Raw genomic sequence first — 17,120 nt, forward strand, 5'->3', positions numbered from 1 at the left:
GGGTATCCATGATGGAGGCCCTCAGGGTGATGACCTACTTCAAGGTTAGCCTTTCAACATGTAATTGGGACAGCGCCTTTTTTATCCCCGCATCTCCGACCCGCGCTTTGCCATCGCCCCCCACTCTGGGTAGCATGACCCCTCTTTTCTTTGCGGAAATCCCCCATGTCTCGCGTCATCCTGCTCTGGAGCGGCGGCAAAGATGCCATGCAGGCCCTCTGCCACGCCCGGGAGGCGGGCCATCAGGTGGTGGCCCTGATCACCTTTGCCCCGCCAGCGCCCCGCTTTCTCGCCCATCCCCTGTCACAGGTTCGCCGTCAGGCGGCGGCCCTCGCACTGCCCCATCGGCTGGTCACCATCGAAGCGCCCTTCGATCTCGGTTATGAGCGGGCCCTGGCGGCATTGAAAGAGGAGTGGCAACTCGATGGGGTCGTCACCGGCGACATCGACAGCGTGGGGGGCGCGCCGAACTGGATCCGCGAGCGCTGTCGCCCCCTGGGGCTCACCGTTCACACCCCGCTCTGGCAGCAACCCCGCGAGGCGTTGCTGGCGGACATGCTGGCCCGCGGCATCGTCGCCCACCTCTCCTGCGTCGATACCCGGGTACTGGCCCCCGAGTGGGTGGGGCGCAGGCTCGATGCTGGCACCCTCAGCGATCTGCAGCAACTGGCGGATCGGGATGGCTTCGATGCCTGCGGCGAGCAGGGGGAGTACCACACCATGGTGACCGACGGCCCCGGGTTTACGGCGCCGCTGACGCTCGGCCACTGGCAGGTGGCGCGCCAGGAGCACCTCGCCTATCTGCTGGAGGACGAGGAATGACCTCTCACGAGGGCGACACATAAAAAACGGGAGGCGCTGGCCTCCCGTTTTGCTTGTCCTTAACGTTGACCTATTTGGCCAGCTTGCCCAGCACCCGCTTCAGCAGGCGGATGCGCGGTTCGATGCTCTCCAGCAGCAGGAACTCCGCCTCCGAGTGGAAGCCGCCCCCCATGGGGCCGAAGCCATCGAGGGACGGCACCCCGGCCGCCGCGGTGAAGTTGGCATCGGAGCCGCCACCGGCCTCCAGCCAGGTGAAGGGGACTCCCTCCTCCCTGCCTGCCGCCTCCACCAGTGCCATCAGGGCCTCGGTGTCGCCGCTCGGGCGCATCGCGGGCTTGAAGCTCTGGCGCGCCACCTCGACCCGGCAACCGGCGAGGAAGGGGTTGTTGGCCATGAAGGTGAGCCGGTCGTGCACCGCTGCCGCCTCTTCGTTGCGCCAGAAGCGCAAATCCACGATCGCCTCGGCAAAGTCGGGCACCACGTTGACGCCGGTGCCCCCCTGCACCACCCCCACGTTCATGGTGGTGCCGGTCTCCATGTTGACCTGTTCGTTGATGGCGAGCACCCAGTGGGCCAGCTCCGTGATGGCGGAAATCCCTTGTGCCAGGGCCGAGCCCGCATGGGAGGCCTTGCCGTGGAAGGTGATGCGGTACTTGGCATTGCCCTTGCGGGCGCTGATGAGATCCCCGCTCGGGCGGGCCGCCTCGGCCACCAGCACGCAGCCGCTCTGTTTGGCTTTTTTCACCAGCCATTCTTTGGACCAGGGGGAACCAATCTCCTCGTCGCAGTTGCAGCAGACCAGCACCTTGAGCCTGGCCAGCACGGCCGGGTCCAGCTCTTTCAAGGCATACCAGGTGGAGAGCAGGCCGCTCTTCATGTCCGAGACGCCGGGACCAAAGGCCTGATTGTCTTCGATTTTCAGCGGGCGTTTGGCCGCCGTCCCCTCGGGGAAGACGGTGTCCATGTGGCCCACCAGCATGACGTCGTAGTGATCCGCCCCCGGGGCATTGGTTGCCTCGAGGCAGGGGCCGCACTCGGCGGCGAACTGGTGGCGGGTCACCTGCCAGCCGATGGCCTCATATTTCTCGGTCATGATATCGGCGACCCGGGCCACCCCGGCCGGGGTGCGGGTGCCGCAGTCGAGGTTGATGAGCGGGGCCAGATCCGCCAGATAGGTATCGAGTGAAAACGGGCGCTTGAGGTCGTTCATTGTCTTCTCCATGGAACAATCTGCGTAAAACACAGACTGTTTTTGCAACGATAAGAGTGGGCGGGCACTCGGCGCCGCCTCGTCAACGGCGGTCGGCCAGCGTGGATCAGCTGGCCGCCGCCTCTACACCAGAGCCTTTACATGAACAGCAGATAGTTGAGGAGCAGCGCCGTCACCAGGGCCCCCGCCATGGGCACGCTGGTACGCTTGACCACCACGAAGGGAGAGACCTTGGCGATGCCCGCACAGGCGATGAGCACCGCCGCGATGGGGGAGACGGTGCGGCCGATACTGGAGGCGAGCTGCATCGGCAGCAGCATGGTCACCGCCGGCACGCCAAACTTGGCCGCCACCGCGGGGGCCAGGGAGGAGAAACTGAGGAAGGCCGCGTTGCCCGAGCCCATGATGACCGCCGCCACCATGATGAGCCCCACCATCACCAGGGTCATCAGGCCGCTGCCGATGCCGGCATTGCTGGCAGAGTGCAGCAGGGTGTCGATGGCGCCGATGGCCTTGAGGGATTCGGCGAAGAGCTCGGCACAGACGATCAGCGCCACCACTGGGCCGAACACCTTGCCCATGCCGTCGAGGAAGCTCGACAGCCCCGCGAAGGCGGTGCGCACCGAGCGGGTGCGCAGCAGCTCGCACAGCATGCCGATAAAGACCGACAGCAGCATGGCCACCTCCACGCTGACGCTGATGCTGGTCACCAGGAGCTTGGAGAAGGTCATCATCAGCACGAAGGGGATGATGGGCAGCAGGCCGTACCAGGTTGGCGCGGCCACCTCATCTGCCCCTTTTTCGTCAAGCTCCGCGTGTTCGCCGCGATGCAGGGCGGGATCCCAGCCCTCCTGACGGTCACAGTGCCGCTGCCAGAAGAAGTGCAGCACCATGGTCACCAGCAACATGGGAGCCACCAGCCAGATCTGGTAGTCAACGAAATAGCTGGTGGGATCCATGCCGGATTGACCGGCGGAGAAGATGGCGTTGGTCTGGGTCGGGCCGATTTCAAACGCCTGGGAGGTGGCGATGACGCCACAGGCGGAGGCCGGGCTGATACCGAGGTTGCGCATCACCGGATACATGGTGACCATCAACAGCAGGCCAAGGCCGGTGGCGGAGGTAACGAACAGGGAGACGAAGACCGCCACCAGGTAGCAGATGGCCAGCATCAGGTAGCTGGACTGGATGCCCGCCACCGGTTTGACCGCCACCTGCACCAGCGCCTGGGAGGCACCGATATGGGACATGTAGGTGGCAAAGCCGGCCACCGCCATGATGGTGAGGCCGAGCCCCGCCGCCCGGTAGGAGAAGATCCCCTTGAACACCTCGAACAGGTCGAACAGGGCGAAGCCGGTGCTCTTGTCGGCGGGCAGAATGGGGTGCAGTCCCAGCCAGTAGGCGACGGTGAAGAGGGCCATGCCCGCCAGCGCCAGCACCGCCTGCGGGTTGTAATCCTTGACGATGCCGTAGACCACGGCGATCAGCACGAGCAAGACGAAGACGAGTTCCAAGGTGCACTCCTGACAAGATTATAGAGAAGCGCAATCTAGTGGGGGATCTCCCCTTTCCTCTTGATCACCATCAATAAAGATGGAAAAAGCAAACGGTTGTAGATTTTTACTCCAAAAATAAAACTAAAAACGACATTTAACATCAAGGAACTGGATCTAGAATGCTCCCCAGGGTATCCCTGACCGACAACCGCCACTTTGTTTGCGTTGGATCAACATCCCGCCGGGGTGAACTGGCCAAGATGCCCGTCGACACAGAGCGACCATTTCGCACCGGAGAGAGTTATGACAAACCAAGCCACCGCAGGCACCCCGACCTGCGACTGCAAGCTGTGGGACATCCTCGTCGAGTCTGCAAAGGAACGCACCACCATTCGTTACTCCAAACTGGCCAGGCAGGCCGGGCTGGAGCAGTGCCAGGATGAACTGCGCACCCTGCTGCAACGCATCCGCATGTATTGCACCGAAAATCACCTGCCCATTCTCTCCGCCATCGTGATGGATGACGTGGGCAAGTACGGCGGCCTCTCCTCCAGCCTGCCGGATGCCCCCTGGGAGCGGGCACGGGTCTTCGATCACGAGTGGACCACCCTGCACTGAGTGCCGCCCCCTGAATCCGGAACGCGCCCATACCAGCAGGCGCGTTCTGGTTTTTTGGCCCCCACCGTTTCTTCCCCGGCCCCAGGCCAGGTGTGTGTCCCTGTGAGGCGCCCTGCCCCCTGTCGTCCTATCCGGCCAGGCGTGCAGCATAAGGGCCTCCTGCCCCCGGTCTCCCCCTTTGATACCGCAGCGCATCCCGTCCCAGACCAGCGTGTGCTGGCGCGCGGCCCCTCCCTTCTCCACTCGGCCTGACTGGTAAAACCAGCCCATCCGGCCATGAGCGTTGCCATGGGGGGCCCACAATGCCAGAATCGGGCCCTTGCACGATTTCAGGGCCGCAGGCCCGCAGACAAAGGATCCCCCATGGCCACCACCCTCTATGGCATCAAGAACTGCGACACCATCAAGAAGGCCCGCAAGTGGCTGGAGGAGGCGGGTATCGATTACCGCTTTCACGATCACCGCGCCGACGGTCTGAGCCCGGAGCAGCTCGATCTCTGGCTCGCCAAGCTGGGCTGGGAAGCCCTGCTCAACACCCGTGGCACCACCTTCCGCGCCCTGCCGGAAGCAGAAAAACAGGGGCTCGACACCGCCAAGGCCCGTGACCTGCTGCTGGCCCACCCGGCCATGATCAAGCGCCCGCTGCTGGACCAGGACGGTACCCTGACCCTGGGCTTCAAGGCAGACCTCTATCAATCCCTCTTCTCCCGTTAACTTTTTCTGTTAAGGAACACCGATGTCGGACGTCATCACACTGGCCAAGGATCTGATCAGCCGCCCCTCCGTTACCCCCCTGGATGAAGGGTGCCAGACCCTGATGGCGGAGCGCCTCGCGCGCCTGGGGTTCGTCATCGAACCCATGGTCTTCGAGGACACCACCAACCTCTGGGCACGCCGTGGCAGCGAGGGTCCCCTCTTCTGCTTCGCCGGCCACACCGACGTGGTACCCGCCGGCCCCCTGGAGAAGTGGGACACCCCGCCATTCGAGCCGACCATCAAGGACGGCATGCTCCATGGCCGGGGCGCCGCCGACATGAAGGGGTCCCTGGCCGCCATGGTGGTGGCGACCGAGCGCTTCGTGGCCGAGCACCCGGACCACAAGGGCTCCATCGCGTTTCTCATCACCTCGGATGAAGAGGGGCCCTTCATCAACGGCACGGTGCGCGTCATCGACACCCTGGAGGCACGCAACGAGAAGATCCGCTGGTGCATCGTCGGCGAACCCTCCTCCACCGCCCAGGTCGGGGACGTGGTGAAGAACGGCCGTCGTGGCTCCATCACCGGCGATCTGCTGGTGCGCGGGGTGCAGGGCCACGTCGCCTACCCCCATCTGGCGGACAACCCCATCCACAAGGCGGCCCCGGCGCTGGCGGAGCTCGCCGCCATCGAGTGGGACAAGGGCAACGCCTACTTCCCCCCCACCAGCTTCCAGATCGCCAACATCCAGGGCGGCACCGGCGCCTCCAACGTCATCCCGGGGGAGTTGCAGGTCCAGTTCAACTTCCGCTTCAGCACCGAGCTCACCGATGCGGCTATCCGCGAGCGGGTCGAGGCGCTGCTGACCCGTCACGGCCTGGACTTCGAGCTGAAGTGGACCCTCTCCGGCCAGCCCTTCCTGACCGACACCGGCGCCCTGCTGGACGCCACCGTCGCCGCCGTGGCGGCAGTGAACGGCCAGCAGCCGGCCCTGCTCACCACGGGGGGCACGTCCGATGGGCGCTTCATCGCTCCCACCGGGGCGGAAGTCATCGAGCTCGGCCCGGTCAACGCCACCATCCACAAGGTGAACGAGTGCGTGAAGGCGGACGATCTGGATCTGCTGGCGGACATGTACCAAGGGGTGCTGGCACGACTGCTGGCATGAGCAGCGCTCCGGACAAGAGAGACCAGACCATGAATCAGGATCAACTGCTTGGGCTGGATGAGAGCCACCTCATCCTGGTGGGGCGCGGCCCCCATCGTCTGACCGCCGCCACCGCGGCGGCCTTCAACGACATGCAGGTGGCTGCCGCCCATGCCGGTTTCAACCTGCAGGCGGCCTCCAGCTGGCGCGGCTTCGAGCGCCAGCTCGCCATCTGGAACGGCAAGTGGCGCGGGGAGCGCCCTCTGCTGGATGCGAACAACCAGCCCCTCGATGCCCTGCAACTGGGCGAGACCGAACGACTGCACGCCATCCTGCACTGGAGCGCCCTGCCCGGCACCAGCCGCCATCACTGGGGCACGGATCTCGACATCTACGATCCGGACTGCCTGCCCGCCGGCACCCGGCTCGCGCTGGAACCCTGGGAGTACGAGGCGGGCGGCTGGTTTGCCGATTTGCGCGAATGGCTGGACGATCGCATGAACGACTTCGGCTTCTTCCTGCCCTATGCAAAAGGGGAGCAACCGGATCAGGGGGTGGCCTACGAGCCCTGGCACCTGAGCTTCGCGCCCGAATCCGACGGGCTGGCCCTGGATCCGGCGGCGCTGGCGCTTTGTCTGGAACGGGCGGATATTGAAGGCAAGGAGTGCATCCTGGCCCATCTCGACGAGATCCTGGCCCGCTATGTCACCCCGGCACACCACGAAAGGAGATTCTGATGAGCTTGTGGTTATGGATAGGCTTGCCGCTGCTGTTTTTGCTCGGCCTGTTTCTCAACGCCATCAAGGACATGAAGCAGCTCGAGAAACAGCTGCCCAAGTACAAGGACAAGATCCGGGAGGTCAAGGACGGCGAGGACGACTGACCCTCCTCGCAGGAGCCCGTCGGCGCTCCTGCCCCCTCCCCGTCCACGGCATTTTTCCGCCCTCTGCCGCCCCCCTCTGCCTGCACTGAAAGCCCCATCCATTGCCCCCTTTCCCAGCGCTTTCCCGCGCGGGCACTCCGCCCTCGCCCTGCTTGAAAACCGCGCAACAAACGTAAAAAACTGCAAAACAATGCACAATTAAGCCACACAAAGGGGGTCAATCTGCATATAATGTGCCTGTTTTGCAGCCCGCCATAAGGAGTTCGCCATTGGATGCCACCACCGTCAACAGTTTCTTCTTCATCGGTGCCCTGTTGGTGGGCGCCAGTGTCCTGTTGAGCGCACTCTCCTCCAGAGTCGGCATCCCCATTCTGGTCATCTTCCTCGCCGTCGGCATGCTGGCGGGTGAGGATGGTCCCGGCGGCATTCACTTCGCCGACTACTCGGTCGCCTACCTGGTGGGCAACCTGGCACTGGCCATCATTCTGCTGGACGGCGGCATGCGCACCCGGGTCTCCTCCTTTCGGGTCGCACTCTGGCCCGCGCTCTCGCTGGCCACGGTCGGGGTGGCCATCACCACCGGCCTCACGGGCCTCGCCGCCGCCTGGCTGTTCGACCTCAACCTGATGCAGGGGATGCTCATCGGTGCCATCGTCGGCTCCACCGATGCGGCGGCAGTCTTCTCCCTGCTCGGCGGGCGCAGCCTCAACGAGCGGGTCAGCGCCACCCTGGAGATAGAATCGGGTAGCAACGATCCCATGGCGGTCTTCCTCACCGTCACCCTGATCGAGGTGCTGGCCACCGCCCAGCAGGGGCTGGATGCCGGCTTCCTGCTGCTGCAACTCGTCAAGCAGTTTGGTCTGGGCGCTGGCATCGGCCTTGCGGGGGGCTGGCTGCTGTGGAAACTCATCAACAGTGCCAAGCTCGCCCCCGGTCTCTACCCCCTGCTCACGGTGAGCGGCGGCCTGCTCATCTTCGCCCTCACCACGGCGGTGGGGGGCAGCGGCATCCTCGCCATCTACCTCACCGGCCTGCTGCTTGGCAATCTCTCCCTGCGCAGCCGCAGCACCACCCTCTCCGTGCTGGACGGCCTGACCTGGCTCAGCCAGATCGGCATGTTCCTGGTGCTGGGGCTGCTCGCCTCTCCCCACAAGCTGCTGCCCATCGCCCTGCCGGCGCTGGCCCTGGCCATGTGGATGATCCTGTTTGCCCGTCCGGTGTCGGTCTGGATTGGACTGCTGCCGTTCAAGAACTTCGCGCCCCGCGAGCGCTGGTTCATCTCCTGGGTGGGGCTGCGCGGCGCCGTGCCCATCATCCTGGCGGTCTTCCCCATGATGGCGGGGCTGCCCAATGCCCAGCTCTACTTCAATGTCGCCTTCTTCGTGGTGCTGGTTTCGCTGATCCTGCAGGGCAGCTCGCTGCCGCTGGCATCAAAGCTGGCGCGAGTGGAGGTGCCCGCCCCGCCCTCTCCCATCAACCGCTCTGGGCTGGAAATCGATCTCGACAGCCAGTGGGAGACCTTCGTCTATCGCCTGAGCGCCGAGAAGTGGTGCATCGGCTCCCCCTTGCGGGAGCTGCGCATGCCCCAGGGCACCCGCATCTGCGCCCTGTTCCGCGGCCAGGAGCTGCTCCACCCCTCGGGCAGTACCTGCCTGCAATCCGATGACATCCTCTGCGTCATCGGCCACGAGCATGACCTGCCCGCCCTCGGTCAGCTCTTCAGCCAGGCGCCGGAGCAGGATCTGGGCCCGCGCTTCTTCGGTGACTTCCTGCTGGAGGCCAACGCCAGGCTGGTGGATCTCGCCCCGCTCTACGGGCTGGATGTGAGCGAGGTGGCGGATCAGAGCCTCGGCGATTTTATTGCCCATCAGTTGGGCGATAATCTGGTGGTCGGTGACCATGTCGCCTGGCAGGGACTGCTCTGGACGGTGGCGGAAATGGAAGAGGGTGAACCCCGCAAGATAGGGGTACGCTTCCTGGAAGAAGACCCCGTCTAGGCGCCGGCCATCGTAGCCCGCATTTGTGTGAGAAGGGAGTGAACCATGCCTTATCAAACCCTGTTGTCCGGTCTGTATCCTCCCTCGCCCAAGCTGGGCCTCATCGAGGGTTTCTTTGGCAAGGGCTGGAGCTGGGAAGCCCGTGCCCGCTACGCCCAGTGGCTGCCCCGCCACGGCTATGGCTTCTACCTCTACGCCCCCAAGGAAGACGGCTACCTGCGCAAGCACTGGGCCACACCCTGGCCCGCCGACCAGCTTGAAGCCCTGTGCCAGCTCGCACGCCGGTGCCGGGAGAACGGTCTGGCCTTCGGGGTGGGCCTGAGCCCCATGGGGGCCCATCACGACTATGCCCGCCAGCGACCCGCCCTGCTGGAGAAGGTGAGGCTCATCGAGGAGGCGCTCAAGCCCGATATCCTGGCGATCCTGTTTGACGACATGAAGGGGGACACCCCGGATCTCGCCCACTGGCAGCTCACCATCGCCCACGACATCGCGGCCCACACCGACGCAGGTCGCCTGCTGTTCTGCCCCAGCTACTACAGCACGGATCCGGTGCTGGAGAAGGTGTTCGGTGCCATGCCCCCCCACTATCTGCAGGATCTGGGTCAGGGGCTCGACAAGCGCATCGATGTCTTCTGGACCGGCCCCAAAGTCTGCTCCACCGAGTATCCGGCTGCCCACCTCAAACAGGCCGCCGACTGGCTCCATCGCAAGCCCTTCCTGTGGGACAACTATCCGGTCAATGACGGCAGCAAGGCGAGCAGCTTCCTGCACCTGCGCGCCTTCGAAAACCGTCCGGCAGAGCTGGCGGAGCTCGTGAGCGGCCATGCGGTCAACCCCATGAAGCAGGCGGCCCTCTCGGCCCTGCCGCTCGCCACCCTGCCCATGAGCTACAAGCTCGGCAAGCAGTACGATCCTGACAAGGCGCTGCACGCCTCCCTCAACGCCACCTGCGGGCCGCAGATCTCCGCCATGATCCAGGCCGACCTGCCGCTCTTCCAGGACATCGGTCTGGCCCAGCTCACCCCCGAGCAGGTCATCCACCTCAAGAGCCGCTACCTGCCGTTCCAGGATCAGGCCTGCGTGAACGAGATCCTGCGCTGGCTGGCCGGGGAATACGTGTTCGATCCGGACTGCCTGACCGACTGACCCCATGAGTCCATGAAAAACGGGCCCATGTAAAAGGCCACCTCCCGGGCAGGGAGGTGGCCTTTTTGCATGATCTCTCTTCAGGTGCCCCATGGCGTCACATAGGGCGGCAGATTGAGCGGGTGTTTAGCCGAAGGCCAGCCAGACCCCGACAAACAGCATGAGAGAGCCCGCGATCCGGTTCATCAGAGTGACATTGCCGCTCTTGGCGAGGAAATGGCGCAAGGTGCGGCCACCGCTGGCATAGAGCATCAGGCAGGAGAACTCGATGACCAGGATGAGCGCGACCAGGGCCCCTATCTGGGGTGCCATCGGCTTGGCCGCATTGATGAAGGGGGGCAGCAGGGAGACCATGAAGGCCCACCCCTTGGGGTTGGCGATGGCGGTCACGAAACCCTGCACGGCCAGTCCCATGGGGCTGGTCTGCTGGCCCGCCGAGAGATCCGCCGGGATGGCCATCTTGCCCTTGGCCTGCCACATCTGGATGCCAAGCCAGACCAGGTAGGCGCCACCTACATATTTGAATGCGGAGAACAGGGCCGGGTAATTGAGCATGACTGCCGCCACCCCGACCACCGACAACACGGAGACCAGGCCGACGCCGACAAGCTCCCCCCACATCATGTGCAAGGTACGGCGCACCCCCAGACTCATGCCCAGGGTCATCGCCAGGGTCATGCACATACCGGGGGTTACTGAGACAAAAAAGAACGTGGGAATAAAGAGCGCCAAGATGGCGGGATCAATCCAGTCGGACACACTACACCTCCAGGGTAACAAGCAGACGATCTTGCCTATCACACTCTTTTAACACAAGAAAAACCTTTTCATTCAGCAAGAATTTAGCATTAAAAACCCTGTGACAAGGATTGTCGCGCCTGTGTAAGATGCCGCTTCACTCCTCTTTCGGGTTAGGATCTTTCATGTCATTGAATAATCTGTCCATTCGTCTTCAAGTGCTTATCCCTCTCCTGCTCGCCAGCCTGTTGATGCTGCTGATGGCCGTGATCAGCAAACAGGAAATCGACGGTGCCATTCAGGACATGAATGAAACCACCGCCAGCGTCACCCGCCACAAGGACGACATCGCGGCCCTGATCCACGCCACCTACCGGCTGCGCACCAACGCCATCTACGGCCTCTACGATGAGGCACTCTTCGCCCAGTTGCCGACCCAGCTCTCCGCCGCAGAGCAGGAGATTGGCGCCATCCTGACCAGACTGGTTGTCACCGGTGCCGAGCAGGACAACCGTCAGGTCGCGGCCGCCCTGCAGGCCTACCTCGGCCATACCCGCAGCAGCATGCTGCCCCTGCTGACCGCCAAGTACCAAGGCAGTGGCGATCCCGCCGCCTATGAGCAGGCCCGCCTGCACTTTCGCGATCTGGGGGAGGCGCTCATCAAGCAGATCGATGCCATGTCCGTCCACATCAATCAGCTGACCCAGACTGAGATTGCCGAGGAGCAGGCCCACTACCGCGCGACCCTGCTGCGCACCCTGCTGCTGATGGGGGGCACCCTGATCGCGGCCCTGCTGGGTGGCTGGTGGATCTCCGGGCGCATCGTGCAGCCCATCGGCCAGTTGCAGGAGGTGATGCACGCCGTCGCCCTCGGCCGCTTCAACGTGCGTGCCAATGCCGAAGGCAACAACGAGCTGGGCCAGCTCGCCAGGGATATCAACCGGACCCTGAGCCAGCTTGCCAACACCATCCAGACCCTGACCGGCATCAGCGGCAATGTGGCCTCCGCCGCCACCGAGCTTGCCGCTGTGATGACCCAGGCAGAGGTCAACGCCCAGCAGCAGCGTGGTGAGACCGAACAGGTGGCCTCCGCCGTCACCGAGCTGGCCAGCACCGCCGACAACGTCAACCACAACGCCGCCCTGGCCGACGAGCTGGCCCGGGATGCCAACAGTCGGGTCGAACAGGGGCTGGCCCTGTTTGCCGAAAGCATCGAGGCCAACGGCCGCATGGCGGGCAGTCTGGAGAACGCCGCGACTGTGGTGGCCAGGCTCAAGTCCCAGTCCGAGCAGATCGGCAAGGTGATCGAAGTCATTCAGAGCATTTCGGAGCAGACCAACCTGCTGGCCCTCAACGCCGCCATCGAGGCGGCCCGCGCCGGTGAAAGCGGCCGCGGCTTTGCGGTGGTGGCCGACGAAGTGCGCCTGCTGGCCGCCCGTACCCAGGACTCCACCAAGGAGATCCAGGCCATCATCGAGCAGTTGCAGAGCCAGTCCCTCTCCGCCAACAGCGGCGTGCAGCAGACCCTGGAGATCCTTGGCCACAACCAGCAGCTCTCCGCCGAGGTACAGGCCTTGCTGGGGGGCATCACGGACGCGGTCAACCAGATCAACGGTGCCAACGCCCAGGTGGCGACCGCGGCAGAACAACAATCCTGCGTCACCGCCGACATCAGCCGCAACCTCACCAACATCCACGAGATCGTGAACCAGAACGCCGCCGGCATCAGCCAGAGTGCCGCCGCCAGTCACGAACTGTCACAGCTCGCCGAGCAGCAGCGCAGGCAGCTTGCCCAGTTCCAGCTCTGATCCCGAGAGGGTCTCTTCGATACCGCGGGGCCCGGCGCAGGCCCCGCACTTGCCCCTCCCCCTTCACGCCTCCTGTTTAAAACGGGTTTTTGCCATCAAGGTGCCATTGGGGGCTGGGCTGCATTCACAAATGTGGGTATGGTAGAGGCACGTCACTCCCCCTCATCGAGAGATCATCATGAGCCTGAAGTTCAAGAAACCCGCTTTTATCATGCTCGGCCTCATCGCCCTGCTCTCCGCACTCTGGCTCGATTTCTATCTGCCGGAGCACACCATCGCCACCATCACCGGGGTGGAGGTGAAGCGCACCGACAAGGATGGCCCCATCAGCCAGAAGAACCCGGCTGACGGCCCCACCACCGACGTCTATTACATCTACACCGAGCGCCCCGGCGAGAAGATCCGGGTGTTTCGCAATGAAGACACCGAATGGGGCTGGCCCTTCTACTTCAAGTTCAACGCCGCCGACGTCCAGGCCAAGGCCAAGTCCATGGAGTTCGAAAAACGCCTGGCCATCATCACCTCCTACGGCTGGCGCGTGAACATGTTCTCCATGTTCCCCAACGTCACCAAGATCGCGAGCACCGAGCCCGATGCCTCCACCTGGAGCTTCTTCCGCTGGTTCTGGTTCGGTGTCTGGGCCCTGGTGATGGGCAAGGCGGCCATCGCCACCTGGCGCTACTTCGATCGCCTCGAGGACGAGATATGAGCGAGCCGAGCAAGACCCGCACCAGCTTCTATCGCCGGCTCTACGTGGCTCACCTCATCAGTCAGGGCACGGACACCGTGCCCGCCATCATGGAGGCGACCGGCATGCCGCGCCGCACCGCCCAGGACACCCTCAGCGCCCTGGCGGAGCTCGACATCCAGTGCGCCTTCGAGCAGACCGAGGGGGCTCGCCATCTGCAGGGGCACTACCGCATCAGCGACTGGGGGCCCATAAATCCGGCCTGGATTGCTGCGCAGCTTCCCGTCATCAGGCAGACCCTGGGGTATCCCTGACACCCCGGACCCGGGTCTGCTCCCATAGAGAAGGGGCCAGCCTTGCGGCTGCCCCCTTTCTTGTCTGGCCTGATATCCCGTTGCCCTCCCCCGGACTCACTCCCCTTCGCCGAAAGACTCTTCCGGCAGCGGCTCCGCCGACTCACCCCGGGTGCAGTCGATGATGGAGCGCTTGGGATTGTTGGGGTCGCGCAGCAACAGGGGGGCCATCCCCTCGTCATGCAGCCTCTCGTCGGAAAATTCGCTGCCATAGGCGTTATGTGTCAGCCTGCGGGCATTGGCGATGGGGGTATCCACGAAGAGGGCATGTACCTCGAAGGTGGAGGCTGGCACCAGGAAGCCGACGATGGGCAGGCCGTGCAACTCCTGATGGACCTTGTACCAGGCAAAGCCCTCGCTCACCTTGTCAGGGGTATACATGGCGAGCTGCGGATTGGCCGGGCGCCCGGTCTCGATGTCGAGATGAAGGGTGTCCAGCTCGCAGGTCGCCAGCCCCTGCCACATCTTCTCGAACGGGGTCGCGCAACCCGTCAGTTGCATGCATGTCAGCAGCGCCAACGTCCCTTTCCACATTCTCAACCCCTTATCCGATGTCCAGGATGTCAACCAAATGAGCGCAGTCGCTGCACCAGCAACTCGATGAAACCGACCCTGTCGAGCCCCAGCAGCACCAGGGCATTGGCCGGTTTGCCGGTCAGGTCGTAGCGATCCACCACCGTCATACCCAGGGTATGGGTCCCGCCGGTTTCGATATCGACCCGGCACTCCACCCCGTGAAACAGGGAGGGCGCCAGCAGCCAGGCGATGGTACAGGGGTCATGGAGCGGCGCGCCAGCAAATCCCCACTTGGGATCCCGATGATAGATCATGAAAAAGTCGAGCAGCTGTGCCACGCACTGCGCCACCGGGTTGGGAATGGCGCGTACCCGCTCGATATCCTCGTCCATCACCTGGGCCTCGTGGGTCACGTCCAGCCCGCACATGGTGATGGGCAGCCCCGACTTGAAGACCATATCGGCCGCTTCGGGATCCACATAAATATTGAATTCCGCCGCGGGGGTCCAGTTGCCCGCACCGGCGGCGCCCCCCATCAGTACGATGCGGGCGATCTTCTGCTTGAGCTCGGGGTGGGCCGCCAGCAAGAGGGCAATGTTGGTGAGCGGCCCGGTCGGCACCAGGGTGACCGGCTCCGGGCTCTCGCGCAGACATCTTGCCATCAGTTCAAGGGCGCTCATCGCCCAGGGAGCAAAGGCGGGATCCGGCAGCTCTGGGCCGTCCAGCCCCGATTCGCCGTGGACGTTGTCGGCGATGATGAGCTCACGGGCCAGGGGCTTGGCTGCCCCCGCCGCCACCGGGATGTCGTCGCGGCCGAGCAGGGTCAGGATGCGCAGGGCATTGTTGAGGGTCTTGTCCGGGGTCTGGTTGCCCGCGCTGGTGGTGACCGCCAGCACCTTCAGCTCGGGGCTCGCCAGCGCCAGAATAAGGGCGATGGCATCATCGTGGCCGGGATCGCAATCGAGAATAACGGGCAACGCCATGGACAGACTCCTTACAACATGACAGGGAGCCATACCTTAGCAAGAGATGGCCAGATGAACTCAGGAGGGAGTCACAAAACGCCTCAACCAACGAGATCAAGTACTTGGCGACAGGCCTTGGGAGAGGACATCCAGATTCGCCGCGCCGCCATCGTTCGGGTATGATCCCTCCCCCTTCATCGTCCGGCTGCCCCATGTCCGTCATCGTCGACACCTTCATCGCCCCGCCCTGCGCCGCCACCATCGAGATCCTGTTTGAGGATGCGCATCTGCTACTCATCAACAAGCCGAGCGGCCTGCTGAGCCTCTCGGGCAAGAACCCGCAGAACCTCGATTCGGTCCACTACCGGCTGGTACAGGATTACCCCGGCTGCACCCTGGTGCACCGCCTCGACTTTGGCACCTCGGGCGTCATGGTGGTGGCCAAAAACAAGAGCATCAACGCCCTGCTCTGCCACCAGTTCAGCCAGCGCACCGTGAGCAAGGCTTACGAGGCACTGCTCTGCGGCCATCTGGCGGTGGATGAGGGCGTCATCGACGCATCCATCGCCAAGGATCCGGCGCTGTTCCCGCTGATGAGCATCTGCGCCGCCAGCGGCAAACCCGCCCGCTCACGCTATCGGGTGATGGAGCGGCTCACCCTGGAGGGGGCAGGCCAGCCGGTGCCATTGACCCGGGTCAGGCTGGTACCGGAAACCGGGCGCACCCACCAGCTGCGCATCCACAGCCAGTGGCTGGGCCATCCCATCCTGGGATGCGATCTCTATGGCGGCCTGCTCCCGCCCGGCTGCGAACGAGCCCCCAGACTGATGCTGCACGCCAGTGAACTCGGTTTTGTGCACCCGGTGAGCGGCGAAGCGGTACAGATCCGCTGTGAAGCGCCCTTTGCGCAGGCACTGGCGGCCATGACGGGGCAACAGGGGTAACGAAGAAGGGGGAAAGCAGGGCCAGGAAGGCAAAAGGGGCAAACGGCGGATAAAGATAGGGGCCGCGCTTTCGCAACGGCCCCCACCCCCCACTCGGTGTAGTGCTATCAGATCAGCTTGCGGGCGGCGCCCAGCACGATCTTGATGGCATCAGATTCGGTTTTCGCCATGGTTTCGGCGTTCGGGATTTCCTGCTGGGTACGGTTCACGATGACACCGGCCACCATGCCCGCACGCAGGCCCTGGCTGGTACACATGGTCAGCAGAGTGGCGGACTCCATCTCGTAGTTCAGCACGCCCATGGCTTGCCACTCTTTCATGGAACCCTGGAAACGTTGTACTACGCGGCCGGATACGGTGTCGTAACGCTCCTGACCTGGGTAGAAGGTGTCAGAAGAAGCAGTGACGCCCACATGCAGCTTCGAGCCCAGCTCCTTGGCGGTGTTCACCAGGGCGGTGGTGCAGTCGAAGTCGGCCACGGCCGGGAACTCCATCGGCGCGAAGTGCAGGCTGGCACCGTCGAGGCGCACGGAGCCAGTGGTGACGATCACGTCGCCCACGTTCAGGTGCGGCTGGATGGCGCCGGTGGTGCCGATGCGCAGGAAGGTACGGATGCCCAGCTGGGCCAGCTCTTCCACCGCGATGGAGGTGGACGGGCCACCGATACCGGTGGAGCAGATGATCACGGCCTTGCCGTCCATCTCGCCGCGCCAGGTGGTGAATTCACGATGGCTGGCCAGGTGCACCGGGTTGTCCAACAGCTCTGCGATGCGCTTCACGCGCTCGGGGTCACCGGGGACGATCGCCAGGGTGGCGCCTTGCAGATCCGCTTTTTTCAAACCCAAGTGAAATACATCAGACATAGTGGACTCCTGGTTGCGCCCCGCCGCATGGCAGCCGAGTGCAGTTAAGGTGATTCTTTACGGTACTTTCAAGCCGGTGTCCCCTCATCCGGGGAGGCGCCAACTATGGTCGAAAGCGCTTTCCAATTCCTTGATGCGCCTCACACTTCTGCGCTTCAAAGCTGACAAAAATGGCGCAAAACGTTTGCTAAGATGATGAATTTCTTGAAAAACGTTTTTACGTTCCT

18 protein-coding genes are annotated in these 17,120 nt (G+C 63.8%); 12 read left to right on the plus strand and 6 right to left on the minus strand.

Annotation, left to right across the window (positions count from 1 at the left end; translation table 11 throughout):
* The first annotated feature begins 165 nt into the window (after window positions 1-165).
* Entirely contained in the window at window positions 166-822 is a 657-nt protein-coding gene (locus PG879_RS01435) for a hypothetical protein (RefSeq protein ID WP_103259793.1), read from the plus strand.
* Between the two features lie 70 nt (window positions 823-892).
* Here PG879_RS01435 and PG879_RS01440 read toward each other — a convergent pair whose 3' ends face one another.
* Together PG879_RS01440 and dcuC are read right to left on the minus strand one after the other, a co-directional pair.
* Window positions 893-2,032 carry a M20 family metallopeptidase gene (locus PG879_RS01440; protein WP_143237312.1) on the minus strand — a complete coding sequence of 380 codons (1,140 nt, stop codon included), beginning with the start codon at window positions 2,030-2,032 and terminating at the stop codon, window positions 893-895.
* Window positions 2,033-2,169: 137 nt separating this feature from the next.
* A complete protein-coding gene (dcuC, locus tag PG879_RS01445) occupies window positions 2,170-3,546 on the minus strand; it encodes a C4-dicarboxylate transporter DcuC (RefSeq protein ID WP_143237311.1) in 1,377 nt (458 codons plus the stop codon).
* Window positions 3,547-3,831: 285 nt separating this feature from the next.
* Between dcuC and PG879_RS01450 the strand changes: the two genes are divergently transcribed.
* The 7 genes from PG879_RS01450 to PG879_RS01480 all read left to right on the plus strand — a co-directional run bounded on the left by PG879_RS01450 (window position 3,832) and on the right by PG879_RS01480 (window position 10,018).
* Window positions 3,832-4,146: a hypothetical protein gene (locus tag PG879_RS01450; protein ID WP_185975516.1), complete on the plus strand. Its 315-nt coding sequence runs from the start codon at window positions 3,832-3,834 to the stop codon at window positions 4,144-4,146.
* A 363-nt stretch (window positions 4,147-4,509) separates the two neighbouring features.
* Window positions 4,510-4,860 (plus strand): ArsC family reductase, encoded by a 351-nt coding sequence (locus PG879_RS01455; protein WP_039039874.1) that lies wholly within the window; start codon window positions 4,510-4,512, stop codon window positions 4,858-4,860.
* Between the two features lie 22 nt (window positions 4,861-4,882).
* Entirely contained in the window at window positions 4,883-6,010 is a 1,128-nt protein-coding gene (gene dapE / locus PG879_RS01460) for a succinyl-diaminopimelate desuccinylase (RefSeq protein WP_010674050.1), read from the plus strand.
* A 29-nt stretch (window positions 6,011-6,039) separates the two neighbouring features.
* On the plus strand, window positions 6,040-6,726 hold the full coding sequence (locus PG879_RS01465; protein WP_143237309.1) for a M15 family metallopeptidase: 687 nt from the start codon (window positions 6,040-6,042) through the stop codon (window positions 6,724-6,726).
* Window positions 6,726-6,872, plus strand: coding sequence for a hypothetical protein (locus PG879_RS01470; RefSeq protein ID WP_143237308.1), 147 nt, complete (start codon window positions 6,726-6,728; stop codon window positions 6,870-6,872). The genes PG879_RS01465 and PG879_RS01470 overlap by 1 nt, the downstream gene beginning before the upstream one ends.
* 269 nt (window positions 6,873-7,141) lie before the next feature.
* Complete coding sequence (locus tag PG879_RS01475; protein WP_010674047.1) at window positions 7,142-8,869, plus strand: potassium/proton antiporter; 1,728 nt, start codon at window positions 7,142-7,144, stop codon at window positions 8,867-8,869.
* Window positions 8,870-8,914: 45 nt separating this feature from the next.
* On the plus strand, window positions 8,915-10,018 hold the full coding sequence (locus tag PG879_RS01480; RefSeq protein ID WP_210600025.1) for a beta-N-acetylglucosaminidase domain-containing protein: 1,104 nt from the start codon (window positions 8,915-8,917) through the stop codon (window positions 10,016-10,018).
* Between the two features lie 126 nt (window positions 10,019-10,144).
* Here the strand turns inward: PG879_RS01480 and PG879_RS01485 are convergent, their stop codons facing one another.
* Window positions 10,145-10,777 (minus strand): LysE family translocator, encoded by a 633-nt coding sequence (locus PG879_RS01485; RefSeq protein ID WP_039039878.1) that lies wholly within the window; start codon window positions 10,775-10,777, stop codon window positions 10,145-10,147.
* 164 nt (window positions 10,778-10,941) lie between these two features.
* Between PG879_RS01485 and PG879_RS01490 the strand changes: the two genes are divergently transcribed.
* The 3 genes from PG879_RS01490 (at window position 10,942) to PG879_RS01500 (ending at window position 13,566) form a co-directional block, all read left to right on the plus strand.
* On the plus strand, window positions 10,942-12,564 hold the full coding sequence (locus PG879_RS01490) for a methyl-accepting chemotaxis protein (RefSeq protein ID WP_143237306.1): 1,623 nt from the start codon (window positions 10,942-10,944) through the stop codon (window positions 12,562-12,564).
* Between the two features lie 178 nt (window positions 12,565-12,742).
* A complete protein-coding gene (locus tag PG879_RS01495) occupies window positions 12,743-13,273 on the plus strand; it encodes a DUF1523 family protein (RefSeq protein ID WP_010674042.1) in 531 nt (176 codons plus the stop codon).
* The gene (locus tag PG879_RS01500) at window positions 13,270-13,566 is read left to right on the plus strand and encodes a winged helix-turn-helix domain-containing protein (RefSeq protein WP_039039881.1); all 297 of its coding nucleotides are present in this window, start codon (window positions 13,270-13,272) and stop codon (window positions 13,564-13,566) included. Before PG879_RS01495 ends, PG879_RS01500 begins: the two co-directional genes overlap by 4 nt.
* Window positions 13,567-13,662: 96 nt before the next feature.
* On the opposite strand, the gene PG879_RS01505 is transcribed toward PG879_RS01500, so the two are convergent.
* Together PG879_RS01505 and rihA are read right to left on the minus strand one after the other, a co-directional pair.
* Complete coding sequence (locus tag PG879_RS01505; protein WP_029314217.1) at window positions 13,663-14,139, minus strand: hypothetical protein; 477 nt, start codon at window positions 14,137-14,139, stop codon at window positions 13,663-13,665.
* Window positions 14,140-14,168: 29 nt separating this feature from the next.
* Window positions 14,169-15,104, minus strand: coding sequence for a pyrimidine-specific ribonucleoside hydrolase RihA (gene rihA / locus PG879_RS01510; protein WP_043154549.1), 936 nt, complete (start codon window positions 15,102-15,104; stop codon window positions 14,169-14,171).
* A gap of 194 nt (window positions 15,105-15,298) precedes the next feature.
* Here rihA and PG879_RS01515 point away from each other — a divergent pair, with 194 nt between their 5' ends.
* The gene (locus PG879_RS01515) at window positions 15,299-16,030 is read left to right on the plus strand and encodes an RluA family pseudouridine synthase (RefSeq protein ID WP_080988597.1); all 732 of its coding nucleotides are present in this window, start codon (window positions 15,299-15,301) and stop codon (window positions 16,028-16,030) included.
* Window positions 16,031-16,137: 107 nt separating this feature from the next.
* Here PG879_RS01515 and udp read toward each other — a convergent pair whose 3' ends face one another.
* Complete coding sequence (gene udp, locus PG879_RS01520) at window positions 16,138-16,893, minus strand: uridine phosphorylase (protein ID WP_010674037.1); 756 nt, start codon at window positions 16,891-16,893, stop codon at window positions 16,138-16,140.
* Window positions 16,894-17,120 lie beyond the last annotated feature (227 nt).

It is taken from the genome of Aeromonas sp. QDB63 (assembly GCF_027707425.1).
Classification (GTDB): Bacteria; Pseudomonadota; Gammaproteobacteria; order Enterobacterales; family Aeromonadaceae; genus Aeromonas; species Aeromonas caviae.

Coding starts and splice junctions, on each gene's coding strand:
- PG879_RS01500 (WP_039039881.1), top strand. CDS start 13,270: ATGAGCGAGCCGAGCAAGACCCGCACCAGCTTCTATCGCCGGCTCTAC.
- rihA (WP_043154549.1), bottom strand. CDS start 15,104: ATGGCGTTGCCCGTTATTCTCGATTGCGATCCCGGCCACGATGATGCC.
- dapE (WP_010674050.1), top strand. CDS start 4,883: ATGTCGGACGTCATCACACTGGCCAAGGATCTGATCAGCCGCCCCTCC.
- PG879_RS01435 (WP_103259793.1), top strand. CDS start 166: ATGTCTCGCGTCATCCTGCTCTGGAGCGGCGGCAAAGATGCCATGCAG.
- PG879_RS01480 (WP_210600025.1), top strand. CDS start 8,915: ATGCCTTATCAAACCCTGTTGTCCGGTCTGTATCCTCCCTCGCCCAAG.
- udp (WP_010674037.1), bottom strand. CDS start 16,893: ATGTCTGATGTATTTCACTTGGGTTTGAAAAAAGCGGATCTGCAAGGC.
- PG879_RS01515 (WP_080988597.1), top strand. CDS start 15,299: ATGTCCGTCATCGTCGACACCTTCATCGCCCCGCCCTGCGCCGCCACC.
- PG879_RS01495 (WP_010674042.1), top strand. CDS start 12,743: ATGAGCCTGAAGTTCAAGAAACCCGCTTTTATCATGCTCGGCCTCATC.
- PG879_RS01470 (WP_143237308.1), top strand. CDS start 6,726: ATGAGCTTGTGGTTATGGATAGGCTTGCCGCTGCTGTTTTTGCTCGGC.
- PG879_RS01455 (WP_039039874.1), top strand. CDS start 4,510: ATGGCCACCACCCTCTATGGCATCAAGAACTGCGACACCATCAAGAAG.
- PG879_RS01490 (WP_143237306.1), top strand. CDS start 10,942: ATGTCATTGAATAATCTGTCCATTCGTCTTCAAGTGCTTATCCCTCTC.
- PG879_RS01440 (WP_143237312.1), bottom strand. CDS start 2,032: ATGAACGACCTCAAGCGCCCGTTTTCACTCGATACCTATCTGGCGGAT.
- PG879_RS01450 (WP_185975516.1), top strand. CDS start 3,832: ATGACAAACCAAGCCACCGCAGGCACCCCGACCTGCGACTGCAAGCTG.
- PG879_RS01505 (WP_029314217.1), bottom strand. CDS start 14,139: ATGTGGAAAGGGACGTTGGCGCTGCTGACATGCATGCAACTGACGGGT.
- PG879_RS01465 (WP_143237309.1), top strand. CDS start 6,040: ATGAATCAGGATCAACTGCTTGGGCTGGATGAGAGCCACCTCATCCTG.